Genomic DNA, 13,037 nt, shown 5'->3' with positions numbered 1-13,037 from the left:
CCCGCAGCTTCTGCACGGTCGCGCCGTTGTCGAAGTTCTGCCAGTAGCCGGTCAGCGCGTGCCGGGGCACGGTGCCGGGCCCCCCCCCCGCCCCCCGTGGGGGTGCGGCGGCCCCACGGGGTGGCCCTCCGCCGGGACGGGCGCGTGCGGCCCGGGCGCGGTCTGGCCCTGGGCGGCGGCCCGTACCCGGGTGCCGTCGGCCGGGCGGGGCGGCGGCGGGGCCACGGAGCGGGCGAGGCCCCGCGCCACGGCTTCGTTGACGGCCGCCGCGAGCTCCTGCGCCTGGGGCAGGCCCTGGTCGTGCAGCATCTCGGCCAGGCCGCCGGCGTAGCCCTGGCCGACGGCGCGCACCTTCCAGGCACCCTGCCTGCGGTACAGCTCCAGGGCGACGACGGCCGACTCGGTGGTGAGGTCCGTGAGGGTGTAGCTGGCGATCTCGGTGCCGTCGAGGGCGGTGACGGCCACGAACGGCGCGGCGACGGCGCCGAAGCTCACCGGTCCCGCGGTGCCGACGGGCAGCGCGAGCAGGACGTTGACCCGGTGGGCGTCGCCCGGCAGCGCTTCGAGGTCGACGGCCAGGCGGTGGTCGGCGGCCGCCTGCCGGGACACCTCGAGCCCCGGCAGGGTGGGGGCTCCGGGGTGCGCGACCCAGGAGGCACCGCGCACCTTGTGCTGGTCGTCGCAGAGCGTGGCGCCCACGACGACCGGTTGGGCGGCCGACACCCGGATCTCGACGCGGGTGCCGGGAAGCGGGTGGTTCTGCCCCCTGACCAGCTCGGCCGTCATCGCGTTCGTTCCCCCTTGTCGGCCCCCTCGCCGGGCCTTCGTACGTGCTGTCGTGCCGGGCCGGCCGGGACGGGGGGCCGCCGGTGCGGCGGCCGTCCGTGCGGGTGCGGCAGTCGGTCCCCCCAGGGCGGCGGGACGGTTCCTACAGGTGCGGCAGGATCGCCGGCATCAGGTCCTGGAAGGTGCGGCCGTTGGCGGGACTGCCGAGGGCCGTCATCTGCCAGCCGGAGCCCGCGCGGTGGACCTTGGCCATGACCTGGGCGGTGTACTGGCCGCCGCCGTCGAGGGTGTAGCGGGCGAGCTCCTGGCCGTTGGTCTCGTCGACCAGGCGGCAGAAGGCGTTCTGCACCTCCTGGAACGTCTGTCCGGTGAAGGAGTTCACCGTGAAGACGATCTGGTCGATGTGGACCGGGACGCGCTGGAGGTCGACGAGGATGGCCTCGTCGTCGCCGCCCTGTCCGACGCCGCCGACCAGGTTGTCGCCGGTGTGCCGCACGGAGCCGTCGTCGCTGACGAGGTGGCGGAAGAACACCACGTCCACGGGCTGCTTGTCGGCGAACAGGACGGCCGACGCGTCCAGGTCCACCTCGCGGGTCCGGGTGCCGAAGAGGCCGCGCCGCTGGGCGGCCTTCCAGCCGAGTCCCATGCGCACCGCGGTCAGGGCGCCCCCGTCGTTCTTCTGCAGGTTGATGGCCTGGCCCTTGGTCATGTTGACCGTCACGCGCTGTCCCCTTCTCGAACTGCCCTGGGCGACCGCCGCCGTTTCGGCGGCCGCCCGTTCACCCTATGCAGCCGTGTCCAGCGCGCCGCAGGCACGTGGGCACATTGTGTCGGTCTTGCAACACACCGCGACGCCCGGGCCGTTCCGGGCTATGCCAGTCCGGCCTCCTTCATCTGCCGCAGCTCCTTCTTCATCTCCGACACCTCGTCGCGCAGCCGGGCGGCGATCTCGAACTGGAGGTCCGCGGCGGCGGCCCGCATACGCGCGGTCATGTCCTCGATCTGCGCGGCCAGTTCGGTGGCGGGCTTGTCCGTGGGCGTGGTCTGTCCGGCCTTGGCCTTGGCGCCCTTCCTGGCCGCCTTGCCGGGGGCGTCGCCGGCCGCCGTCCCGAGGGAGGGCACGGGGGTCTTGGCGCCCTTGCCGTCCTTGGACTTGCGGTAGTCCGTCCCGAGGAGCTGCTCGGTGTCGACCTCCTCGCGCGCGATCGCCGACACGATGTCGTTGATCTTCTTGCGGAGGGGCTGCGGGTCGATGCCCCTCTCCTTGTTGTACGCGATCTGCTTCTCCCGGCGGCGGTTGGTCTCCTCGATGGCCTTCTCCATCGCCGGGGTGATCTTGTCGGCGTACATATGGACCTGGCCGGAGACGTTCCGCGCGGCGCGGCCGATGGTCTGGATCAGGGAGGTGCCGGAGCGCAGGAAGCCCTCCTTGTCGGCGTCGAGGATCGCCACCAGGGAGACCTCGGGCAGGTCGAGCCCCTCGCGCAGGAGGTTGATGCCGACCAGGACGTCGTACTCACCGGCGCGCAGCTCGCGCAGGAGCTCGACGCGGCGCAGGGTGTCGACGTCGCTGTGCAGATAGCGGACCTGGATGCCCATCTCCAGGAAGTAGTCCGTGAGGTCCTCGGCCATCTTCTTGGTGAGCGTGGTGACGAGGACCCGTTCGTCCTTCTCGGTGCGCTTGCGGATCTCGTGCACCAGGTCGTCGATCTGGCCCTCGGTGGGCTTGACGACGACCTCGGGGTCGACGAGGCCGGTGGGGCGGATGATCTGCTCCACGTACCCGTCGGAGCGGGACAGCTCGTACGGGCCCGGGGTCGCCGACAGGTAGACGGTCTGGCCGATGCGCTCCAGGAACTCCTCCCACTTCAGGGGGCGGTTGTCGAGCGCGGAGGGGAGCCGGAAGCCGTGGTCGACGAGGGTGCGCTTGCGGGAGGCGTCGCCCTCGTACATGGCGCCGATCTGCGGGACGGTGACGTGCGACTCGTCGAGGACGAGCAGGAAGTCGTCCGGGAAGTAGTCGAGGAGGGTGTGCGGCGGGGTGCCCGGCGCGCGGTCGTCGAAGTGCATCGAATAGTTCTCGACGCCGGAGCAGGACCCGATCTGGCGGAGCATCTCCAGGTCGTACGTGGTGCGCATGCGCAGCCGCTGGGCCTCCAGCATCTTGCCCTGCTTCTCCAGCTCCGCGAGGCGCCCGGCGAGCTCCTTCTCGATGCCGGTGATCGCCTTCTCCATGCGCTCCGGGCCCGCCACGTAGTGGGACGCCGGGAAGACGTACAGGTGGTCGTCGTCGCTGATGACCTCGCCGGTGAGCGGGTGGAGCGTGGACAGCGCCTCGATCTCGTCGCCGAACATCTCGATGCGGACGGCGAGCTCCTCGTAGACCGGGAAGATCTCGATGGTGTCGCCGCGCACGCGGAAGGTGCCGCGGGTGAAGGCGAGGTCGTTGCGCGTGTACTGGATGTCGACGAAGCGGCGCAGGAGCTGGTCGCGGTCGATCTCGTCGCCGACCTTGAGCGGCACCATGCGGTCCACGTACTCCTGCGGGGTGCCGAGGCCGTAGATGCAGGAGACGGAGGCGACCACGATCACGTCACGTCGGGTGAGCAGCGAGTTCGTCGCCGAGTGGCGCAGGCGCTCGACCTCCTCGTTGATCGAGGAGTCCTTCTCGATGTAGGTGTCCGACTGCGGGACGTACGCCTCGGGCTGGTAGTAGTCGTAGTACGAGACGAAGTACTCCACCGCGTTGTTCGGCAGGAGCTCGCGGAACTCGTTGGCGAGCTGGGCGGCCAGGGTTTTGTTCGGCGCCATGACGAGCGTCGGGCGCTGGAGCTTCTCGATCATCCACGCGGTGGTGGCCGACTTGCCGGTGCCGGTCGCGCCCAGCAGGACGACATCCTTCTCACCTGCGCGGATGCGCTTCTCCAGGTCGGCGATGGCCGTGGGCTGGTCGCCGCTTGGCTGGTACGGACTGACGACCTCGAAAGGCGCCACCGTGCGTTCGATCTTTGATACGGGCCGCATGGGTTCCACCGTACGACTCCGCACTGACAACGCCCCTGCGCGCGGCGCCCGCCCTCACCACTTCTGCGGGGCGCGGGCACCGGGCCTGCGGCGGACGCGCCGGCCGGGGCGCACCGGGGCCCGGCGGCCGACGTGCCCGTACAGGCGGTCGCCGGAGCGCGGCACGTAGGAGGGGTGGGGGCGCGAGCGGGCGGCGGCCTTCCTGAGGTCGGCCTTGCCCAGCATCATCAGCGGGTCGAACATCACGATCACGCCCGCGAGCAGCAGGAAGACCAGCGGGCCGATCATGAGGGGGGCGAGCAGCTCCGCGGACGCGCCCTCGGAGGGCGCCTCCGGGGTGCTGTGGAGGTGGACGCTGACGGCGGCCATGCCGGTGTAGTGCATGCCGCTGACGGCCAGGCCCATGACCATGCTGGCGCCGAGGCTCCACAGGAAGCCGCGGACCTGCCCGGCGGCCCAGAGCGCGGCGATGGCGGCGACGACGGCGATCACCACGGAGGCGGCGACGGTGAGGGTGTTGTACTCCAGCCTGCCGCCAAGGCGCATACCGGCCATCCCCAGGTAGTGCATCGTCGCGATGCCCAGGCCGGTGATGGTGCCCCCGGTGAACAGGGCGGTTCCCCCGGCTCCCCGGTAGCCGACGATGAAGATCCCGATGCCGACCATGACGATCGCGACGGCGAGGCTCGCGAAGGTCGTCGCCCGGTCGTAGTGGATCGGGGTCTCCTGGACGGTGAAGCCCATCATGGCGATGAAGTGCATGGTCCATATGCCGGAGCCGATCGCGGCGGAGCCGAGGGCGAGCCAGCCCGGCCGCCAGGAGTGCTCGACGAGCAGGGACCTCGTGGTGCAGCGCAGGCCCAGGGCACCGCCGAGACAGGCCATGAGGTACGCGACCACAGGTGTGACGAGCCCGTAGCTGAAGCCGTCGACCGTGCCCTCCATGAGCGGTAGCCCTTCCGCCTGTCGTACCCGAATGCCCCGGGATGGTCGTGCCCGAGCACCCCGGAACAGCTTGTCCGGCCCCGGCCGGCCGTCAGGTGACGGGGCGTCGGCTGAGGCGAGGGTAGGGCTCCTCCAGGAACGTACGAACGATTTTCCGGCAAAGAGACACGGGTCCCACGCGCGGGGTCCCCACATGGGGGGTTGGTGTTCAGCCTGTGGCCATCCTGCACCTGTCTGTCGTTGGCCGTGGACTGTCACGCTCGTCGCGTCCCCGAGTCCCGAGCGCGAGGAGAAACCGTGCCCGCACGCGCAGCCGCCGCCACGACCGCCGCCCTCCTGGGGGCAGGCGCTCTTGTCCTGCCCAGCACCGCCACCGCCGCGACGCCCGCGCCGCAGGCAGGGGTGCAGGCGGCCGGTCAGCACCACAGGCCGCTGGTCGTCGCCCACCGCGGGGCCTCCGCCTACGCCCCCGAGAACACCCTCGCGGCCATCGACAAGGCCGACGAGATGGGCTTCCGGTGGGTCGAGAACGACGTGCAGCGCACCAAGGACGGCGTGCTCGTCATCGTGCACGACGACAACCTGAAGCGGACGACGAACGTCGAGGAGGTCTTCCCCGACCGCGCGCCCTGGAAGGTGAAGGACTTCACCTACAAGGAGATCGCGAGGCTCGACGCGGGGAGCTGGTTCAGTCCCGCGTACAAGGGGGCGCGCGTGCCGACGCTCACCCAGTACATGAACCGTGTCTCGCGCAACCACCAGCGGCTCGTCCTGGAGATCAAGAAGCCCGAGCTGTACCCCGGCATCGAGCGGGACACGCTGCGGGTGCTGCGCAAGGCCGGCTGGCTCGACCGCCACCACGTGAAGCACAAGCTGGTCGTCCAGAGCTTCAGCGCGGACAGCGTGCGGACGGTGCACGACCTGCGGCCCGACGTCAAGACGGGCTTCCTGGGCACGCCGGCGGCCTCGGAGCTGCCCAAGTACACGGAGTTCGCCGACCAGGTCAACTCGACGCACACGTCGATCACCGCCGACTACGTGGCCCGGATCCACCAGCTCAAGGGGGCGCACGGCAAGCCGCTGGAGATCTTCACCTGGACCGTCGACGAGGCCGCGGCGGCGCGGCGGGTCGCCGGGTTCGGCGTGGACGGCATCATCACCAACAAGCCCGACGTGGTCCGGGCCGCCCTGCGCGACTGACCCCGGGGCCCGCGGCGGCGAGGCCGCGCCGAGGGCGTTGTCAGTGCCCGGTCGTACGGTGGTGTGCATGAACGCCATGGGGCACACCGAGCAGGATCAGCAGCGGGGCGCCCGGCCGGGCCCGGTGTGGGCCGTCGTCCCCAGCGACATCGGCCCGCTGCTGCTCGCCGCGACCGGCAAGGGCCTGGTCAACGTCGTCTTCCACGCGTCGGACGCCGTGCGGGACAAGGCCGTCGAGCGGCTCGGCTCCCGCCTGGGCGCCGAGCCGCTCGAGGCGCCCGCGTCCCCGCTGCTCGCGGAGTCCATACGCCAGCTCCAGGCCTATTTCGCGGGCGGGCGGCGCGACTTCGAGCTGCCGCTCGACTGGTCGCTGATCTCCGGCTTCAACCGCCAGGTGCTCCGCGAGCTGGCGACCGGCGTCCCGTACGGGACGGTCGTGGGGTACGGGGACCTGGCCCGCCGCGTCGGCCAGCCCGGCGCGGCCCAGGCCGTGGGTGTCGCGATGGGCGCCAACCCGCTGCCGGTCGTGGTGCCCTGCCACCGCGTGGTCGAGAGCGACGGCGGCATCGGCGGCTTCGGCGGCGGCCTGGAGACGAAGCGGCACCTGCTCGCGCTGGAGGGGGTACTGCCCGCGCCGCTGTTCTGAGGCGGGTGTTCTGCAGCAGGCCGCCGGGGCAGCGCCGAGGGGGCAGTGCCGACGAGGCCCATCGCGGGGTGAGGCGTTCCGGGCAGCCGAGGTTGTCAGGGGCCGCGGCTGCCGGGACCGACATGCACGAGGCCGGGCTGTCAGGGCTGTCAGGGCTGTCAGGGGGTGCTGGCACACTGCGCGCGTGACCGCATCCTCCATAGCCGCGCGCCCGCCGCGCTCGTCGCAGGCCCTGTGTCCGCCGAGCTCGCCCCATCCGCCGCGCCGTCCGTCCCGCCGCCCGGGGTACGTGACGGACGGCCTCTGGGCTCGCTGCCCCGTGCGTGGCCGGTGACCGCCGTGGAGGGGACGGGCCGCGCGCCCGTCGCCGTGGCCGATCTGCCCGCGCTGCGCCGCCGCGTCTCCGCGGTCCTCGTCGCCAGTCAGGTACTGGGCGGCCTCGGCGTCGCCACCGGTGTCGCGCTCGCCGCCGTGCTGGCGAAGGAGGTCAGCGGCACCGAGTCGCTGTCCGGTCTCGCCCCCACCGCGACGGTCGCGGGCACCGCCGTCCTGTCGGTGCCGCTGGCCGCCCTGATGACCGCACGGGGCCGGCGCCCCGGCCTCGTCCTGGCGTATCTCATCGGCGCGGCGGGCGCGGTGGTCGTCGTCGTGGCCGCGGCCGTCGGGAACTTCCCGCTGCTGCTCGTGGGCATGGCCGGGTTCGGCGCGGCGTCCTCGGCGAACCTGCAGGCGCGGTTCGCGGCCGCCGACCTGGCCGAGCCCTCCGCGCGGGCCCGGGCCATCTCGAACGTGGTGTGGGCCACCACGATCGGCGCGGTCCTCGGCCCGAACATCGCGGCGCCCGCGGGGCGCAGCGTCTCCGCGCTGGGCGTCCCTGAGGCGTCCGGTGCGTTCGTGTGGGCGGCCGGGGCCTTCCTGCTCTCGGCGGTGGTCGTGGCGGTGCTGCTGCGCCCCGACCCGCTGCTGACCGCCCGCGCGCTGGAGCCGGGCACGGACGCCTCGGCGGCCGGCCGTTCGCTGCGCGCCGGGGTCGCCGCCGTCGCCGCGTCGGGCCGGGCCCGGCTGGCCCTGGTGACGGTCGCGGTCGCGCACACCGCCATGGTGTCCGTCATGTCGATGACACCGGTCGACCTCGGCCACCACGGGGCGAGCATCGACCTGATCGGCCTGGTCATCAGCGGGCACATCGCGGGCATGTACGCCTTCTCCCCCGTGATGGGGCGGCTCGCGGACCGGCTCGGGCGGCTCGGCGTCATCGGCCTCAGCGTGGGCCTGCTCGCCGTCTCGGCCCTGCTGGCGGGCACGGCGGGCGGCCGCCACGCGCAGACGGCCGCGGGCCTGTTCCTCCTCGGGCTGGGCTGGTCGGCGGGGCTGGTGTCCGGTTCCGCGCTGCTCACCGACTCCGTGCCGGGGGCCGCGCGGGCCGCCGCGCAGGGGCTGTCGGACCTGACGATGAACACGGCGGCGGGCGTCGGCGGCGCCGTCGCGGGCCTTGTGGTCGCGCGGGCGAGCTACGGCTGGCTCACGCTCGGCGCGGCGCTGCTGCTCCTGCCGCTGTCCGCCCTGGCCCTGTGCGCCCGGGGACGGCCGGGCCACGGGCGGGGCACGGACGCCGCGAAGGCCGGCTAGGCGCTCTGCGTGATGTGGTAGGCCTTGCGCAGCGTCTCGTGGACGGTCCACGTCGTACGGTCGCCCTCGCGCAGGACGGCCGCGTCGCCGGGGCCGACCTCCAGGACGCCGCCGCCCTCCACCTCGATGGTGGCCCGCCCGCTGACGACCACGAACAGTTCGTCGGCCTCGGTGTCGGTCACCACACCGGGGGTGATCTGCCAGAGGCCGCGCACCTGCTTGCCGTCGGCGGACTCCCACAGCACCTTGCCGGTGACCACGGGGTCACCGGACACGATTTGCTCGGGGTCGAGCGGCTCCTCCTCCAGCTCGGCATCCGGAATGTGGACGACAAAAGACGCGAGGCTCTGATCATTCGTGGTCATGGCCGGTCACCCTAATGGGTTTGCCGTGCCGCACCAGCCGCCAGGGATGAAGCCAGGAGCGAAGCGACCCGACCGGCAGGAGGCAGACCTGTGTTGGTGGTGTCCGACGAGGTACAGACGGCGCTCGCACGACAGCGGCCGGTCGTGGCCCTGGAGTCCACGATCATCGCGCACGGGCTGCCGCGCCCGCGCAACCTGCGAGTGGCGCGCGAACTGGAGGCGGCCGTACGCCGGGAGGGCGCGGTCCCGGCGACGATCGCCGTCCTGGACGGGCGCCCCCACGTCGGCCTGGATGACAAGCAGGTGGAGCGGATCGCCGGGGAGGACGGCATCCGCAAGCTCGGCCACCGCGACCTGCCCCTGGCCCTCGCCACGGGCGCGAGCGGGGCGACGACGGTGTCGGCGACCGCGCTGCTGGCCGCGCGCGCGGGACTGCGGGTGTTCGCCACGGGCGGGCTCGGCGGCGTGCACCGCGAGTGGACGGCGACCCAGGACGAGTCGGCGGACCTGGGGCTGCTGGCGCGGACGCGCGTCACGGTCGTGTGCGCGGGCGTGAAGTCGATCCTGGACGTGGCGGCGACCCTCCAGCGCCTGGAGACCCTTGGCGTCGCGGTCGCCGGGTACCGGACGGAGCGGTTCCCCGGCTTCTACCTCGCCGACTCCGGCCACCCGGTGGACTGGACGCTGCGGACGCCGGACGACGTGGCGGAGGTGATGCGGGCCCAGGACGCGCTCGGCGGACCGGAGTCGGCGCTCGTCGTGGCCAACCCCGTGCCTGAGGAGCAGCAGCTCGATCCCGCGCTGCACGCGCGCGTACTCGACCGGGCCCTACGGGAGTGCGACGCGCGGGGCGTGACGGGGCAGGCGGTGACCCCGTTCCTCCTGGACTTCCTCGTACGGCACACCGAGGGGGCATCGCTGGAAGCGAACCTCGCGGCGGTACGGGGCAACGTACGCCTCGCGGCGCGGATCGCCACGGCGTGGGCGCGGGTGTGAGGGAGGAGGGCGGCGGGAGCGGGCCGGGCGGGCGTGCCGCCGGGCCTCCGGACGGGCGCGGGGGCGTGGCAGGCGCCCTTGGCCCGGCCGGACGCGGGAGCCTGGGCGTGGCTTCCGGCCTGGACGTTGCTTCCACCCCGGGCGTCGCCTCCGAACCGGGCGTCGCCTCCGACCCGGACGTTGCTTCCGCTCCGGGTGTCACATCCGACCCGGACGTTGCTTCCGCCCTGGGTGTCGCTTGCGACCCGAGTGTCCCTTCCGACCCGGGTGCCGCTAGCGAGCCGAGCGTCCCCTCCGACCCGAGAGGCGTCGGTGGCACCTCGGCCCCGGGCAACCTGCGCGGCGCCGGCACTTCCAAGGTGGGCAGCGCTTCCGGCCCAGGCAGCCACAACGGCCCCAGAGAAATCTCGAACCTGGAGGACACTTCCCCCTCAGACGGCCCCTCCCGGCCGGACGGCGCGTCAACGCCGAGCAACGCGCCGGACAGCACCCACGGGCCGTACCGCTCCCCAGGCCTGTTGGTCGTCGGTGACGTCGTCACCGACATCGTCGCCCGGCACCGCGCGCCGCTCTCCCCCGGCACCGACACGGCCGCCGCCGTCCGCGTGGTGCCGGGCGGCGCGGGTGCCAACGTCGCGTGCTGGGCGGCCCATTGGGGTCACCCGGATGTCCGCTTCTTGGGCCGGGTGGGAGCCGACGCGGTGTCGTGGCACGAGGAGCATCTGGCCCGGGCAGCCGTACGGGCTCGTCTCGCCGTCGACCCCGAGGCGCCGACCGGCACGGTCATCAGCCTGGTCGACACGGGCGACGCGGCGGCGGAGCGCACGTTCCTCACCGACAGCGGCGCGTCCCTGCGCCTCGCGCCCCCCGACTGGGCGCCCGAACTGCTCGACGAGGTCGGCTGGCTGCACCTGTCCGGCTATCTGTTCTTCGCCGAGTCGAGCCGGGCGGCGGCTCGGGCGGCCCTCGACACGGCCCGGGCGCGCGGTGTGACGGTGAGCGTGGACCCGGCGTCGGCGGGCTTCCTGGCCCGGCACGGACCGGACCGGTTCCTGACGTGGACGGGCGGCGTCGACGTCCTGCTGCCGAGCCGGGACGAGGCGGAACTGCTCACCGGCCTCCGGGACCCGGCGGCCGCGGCGGTGGAGCTGAACCGCCGCTTCGCGGAGGTGGTCGTGAAGCTGGGCGCCGAGGGCGCGCTGGCCGCCCGGGGCGGCGAGGTGCGGGTCCGCGCACCCGCGGTGCGGGCGGAGGCACGGGACTCCACGGGCGCGGGCGACGCCTTCACCGGCGCGTTCATCGCGTCGCGGCTCGCCGGGGCGGGCCTGCGGGACGCGGTGGCCGAGGGCTGCCGGGCCGGGGCGCGTGCGGTGTCGCGGGTGGGGGCACGGCCCGAGCCGCCGCCACCACGGACGGCCTCCCCGCCGGTGCCCTTGCCACGGCCGCGAGGCGGATGACATCGCGGGAGCGCGAAGAAGCGGTGGAGGAGCGGCGAACGGCGAACGGCGAACGGCGAACGGCGAGCGGAAGATCGTGGGGAGAGGAAGGGAGCGCAGGGCCGGGGGATATGGACCGGAATCTTCCGTTCCCACAGGCCTCCACGCGATGTCGGGGTCGGCTGGCAGACTTGTTCATCGAGTCCAGATGCAAGGAGTCGCTCATGTCGATGGGGGTCAACCTGCGGAAGGTGGGCCGGTTCCGCAAGGTCGGGAACCTGCGCACCGTCCGCGGTCTGCGGAAGGTGGCGCGCCTGACCCGGCGCAGCCCGCGTGTCGACCTGAGTCACCCGGCCCGGTCCCCTCTGGGCTCCTCCGTGGTGAAGTGCGTGACGTACCGCAAGGGGGTGCGGCAGAGCACGGCGCGCGACGACGATCTCGTCGAGGCCGTGACGCAGATCCGCAAGGACGACGACGGCTTCGTCTGGCTGGGTCTGCACGAGCCGACGGAGGCGGAGTTCGGGGACGTCGCCGAGTTGTTCGACCTGCATCCGCTGGCGGTCGAGGACGCGGTGCACGCCCACCAGCGCCCGAAGGTGGAGCGGTACGGAGAGACGCTGTTCGCCGTGTTCAAGACGGTCTGCTACGTGGAGCACGCCGAGCTGACGGCGACCAGCGAGGTGGTGGACACCGGCGAGATCATGGCCTTCGTCGGCCGTGACTTCGTCATCACCGTGCGGCACGGCAGGCACGGTTCCCTCGGCCCGCTCCGCGAGCAGCTCGAGTCGACGCCCGAGCAGCTCGCGCAGGGCCCCGCGGCGGTGCTGCACGCGATCGCGGACCAGGTCGTGGACGACTACCTCGCGGTGACGGAGGCGGTGCAGAACGACATCGACGAGGTCGAGTCGGAGGTGTTCTCCCCCACCGGGGGGCGCACGGCCGACCCCGGCCGTATCTACCAGCTCAAGCGTGAACTGCTGGAGCTGAAGCGGGCGGCGGTGCCGCTCGGCCGCCCGCTCCAGGTGCTCGCGACACAGCCCATGCGCGTCATCGCCCCCGAGATACAGGCGTACTTCCGCGACGTGGACGACCACCTCAAGCGCGTGGCCGACCAGATAGCCGCCTTCGACGAACTGCTGAACTCCATCCTGCAGGCCCACCTGGCCCAGGTGACGGTCGCGCAGAACGAGGACATGCGGAAGATCACCGCCTGGGCCGCCATCGTGGCCGTGCCGACGATGGTGTGCGGGGTCTACGGCATGAACTTCGACCACATGCCCGAGCTGCGCTGGCAGTACGGCTACGCACTGGTCATGGGGGTGATCGCCACGGTGTGCTGCTCGCTGTACCGGGGTTTCCGGCGCAACGGCTGGCTGTGAGGGACGCCGCGCCGGCGGCGGGCTCCTGTTCCGGGCAGGGCACCGGCCTCCGGCGCAGCGAGGTGTCAGCCCTCGGCGCGGCGGGGTCTCAGTTCTTGGCGTAGACGCTCTCGCACCAGGACGCGAGCTGCTCCTCCGACAGGTGCTGGGCGAGGTCGGCCTCGCTGATCATCCCGACGAGGCGCTTGTTCTCGATCACGGGCAGCCTGCGGATCTGGTGGCCGCGCATCTCTTCCAGGACGGTGTCGACGTCGGCGTCCGCGGCGATCCAGCGGGGTGTGCCCTGGGCGAGCTCGCCCGCGGTGACCTGCGACGGGTCGTGCCCCATCGCCACGCAGCGGACGACGATGTCGCGGTCGGTGAGGATGCCGCACAGGCGCTCGTTCTCGTCGCTGATGGGCAGGGCGCCCACGTCGAGCTGGCGCATCAGTTGCGCCGCGCGGTCCAGGGTCTCGTGGGCGGGGATCCAATGGGCCCCGCTGTGCATGATGTCTCCGGCGGTGGTCATGACGTACCTCCCGGTGCCGGACGGCCGGCGCGGCGCGGGGGCACCGCTAGGGCCTGTCTGGCAAAGGATCTTGGGTGGGTTCTCTGAGCCAGAGGATGAGTGAGGCGAGGTGGACGCCGGCCT

General features: G+C 72.8%; 11 protein-coding genes and 1 pseudogene. 6 read left to right on the top strand and 6 right to left on the bottom strand.

Annotation, left to right across the window (positions count from 1 at the left end; genetic code table 11):
• Positions 1-174 precede the first annotated feature (174 nt).
• The 4 genes and pseudogenes from QK440_RS39290 to QK440_RS39275 form a co-directional block, all read right to left on the bottom strand.
• Positions 175-786, bottom strand: a pseudogene (locus QK440_RS39290) (TerD family protein); the annotation flags it as partial.
• A gap of 142 nt (positions 787-928) precedes the next feature.
• A complete protein-coding gene (locus tag QK440_RS39285) occupies positions 929-1,507 on the bottom strand; it encodes a TerD family protein (RefSeq protein ID WP_282798056.1) in 579 nt (192 codons plus the stop codon).
• Positions 1,508-1,656: 149 nt separating this feature from the next.
• Positions 1,657-3,810: an excinuclease ABC subunit UvrB gene (uvrB, locus tag QK440_RS39280; RefSeq protein WP_282798055.1), complete on the bottom strand. Its 2,154-nt coding sequence runs from the start codon at positions 3,808-3,810 to the stop codon at positions 1,657-1,659.
• A 54-nt stretch (positions 3,811-3,864) separates the two neighbouring features.
• Positions 3,865-4,755 carry an MHYT domain-containing protein gene (locus QK440_RS39275; protein WP_282798054.1) on the bottom strand — a complete coding sequence of 297 codons (891 nt, stop codon included), beginning with the start codon at positions 4,753-4,755 and terminating at the stop codon, positions 3,865-3,867.
• Positions 4,756-5,052: 297 nt separating this feature from the next.
• On the opposite strand from QK440_RS39275, the gene QK440_RS39270 reads away from it, so the two are divergent.
• The 3 genes from QK440_RS39270 (at position 5,053) to QK440_RS39260 (ending at position 8,230) form a co-directional block, all read left to right on the top strand.
• Positions 5,053-5,955 carry a glycerophosphodiester phosphodiesterase family protein gene (locus QK440_RS39270; RefSeq protein WP_282798053.1) on the top strand — a complete coding sequence of 301 codons (903 nt, stop codon included), beginning with the start codon at positions 5,053-5,055 and terminating at the stop codon, positions 5,953-5,955.
• A 67-nt stretch (positions 5,956-6,022) separates the two neighbouring features.
• On the top strand, positions 6,023-6,601 hold the full coding sequence (locus QK440_RS39265) for a methylated-DNA--[protein]-cysteine S-methyltransferase (protein WP_282798052.1): 579 nt from the start codon (positions 6,023-6,025) through the stop codon (positions 6,599-6,601).
• Between the two features lie 330 nt (positions 6,602-6,931).
• A complete protein-coding gene (locus QK440_RS39260; protein WP_282798051.1) occupies positions 6,932-8,230 on the top strand; it encodes an MFS transporter in 1,299 nt (432 codons plus the stop codon).
• On the opposite strand, the gene QK440_RS39255 is transcribed toward QK440_RS39260, so the two are convergent.
• Positions 8,227-8,595 carry a cupin domain-containing protein gene (locus tag QK440_RS39255; RefSeq protein ID WP_282798050.1) on the bottom strand — a complete coding sequence of 123 codons (369 nt, stop codon included), beginning with the start codon at positions 8,593-8,595 and terminating at the stop codon, positions 8,227-8,229. The genes QK440_RS39260 and QK440_RS39255 overlap by 4 nt on opposite strands.
• A 90-nt stretch (positions 8,596-8,685) precedes the next feature.
• On the opposite strand from QK440_RS39255, the gene QK440_RS39250 reads away from it, so the two are divergent.
• The 3 genes from QK440_RS39250 to QK440_RS39240 all read left to right on the top strand — a co-directional run bounded on the left by QK440_RS39250 (position 8,686) and on the right by QK440_RS39240 (position 12,406).
• Entirely contained in the window at positions 8,686-9,591 is a 906-nt protein-coding gene (locus tag QK440_RS39250) for a pseudouridine-5'-phosphate glycosidase (protein ID WP_282798049.1), read from the top strand.
• 515 nt (positions 9,592-10,106) lie between these two features.
• The gene (locus QK440_RS39245; protein ID WP_282798057.1) at positions 10,107-11,048 is read left to right on the top strand and encodes a sugar kinase; all 942 of its coding nucleotides are present in this window, start codon (positions 10,107-10,109) and stop codon (positions 11,046-11,048) included.
• Between the two features lie 203 nt (positions 11,049-11,251).
• Positions 11,252-12,406: a magnesium and cobalt transport protein CorA gene (locus QK440_RS39240; protein WP_282798048.1), complete on the top strand. Its 1,155-nt coding sequence runs from the start codon at positions 11,252-11,254 to the stop codon at positions 12,404-12,406.
• Between the two features lie 88 nt (positions 12,407-12,494).
• Here QK440_RS39240 and QK440_RS39235 read toward each other — a convergent pair whose 3' ends face one another.
• Positions 12,495-12,914, bottom strand: coding sequence for a CBS domain-containing protein (locus QK440_RS39235; RefSeq protein WP_282798047.1), 420 nt, complete (start codon positions 12,912-12,914; stop codon positions 12,495-12,497).
• Between the last annotated feature and the right edge of the window lie 123 nt (positions 12,915-13,037).

It is taken from the genome of Streptomyces sp. CC224B, from assembly GCF_030010595.1.
GTDB lineage: Bacteria > Actinomycetota > Actinomycetes > Streptomycetales > Streptomycetaceae > Streptomyces > Streptomyces longispororuber.
The sequence above is the reverse complement of the archived record's forward strand: the minus strand, read 5'-3'. Positions and strand labels throughout refer to the sequence as shown.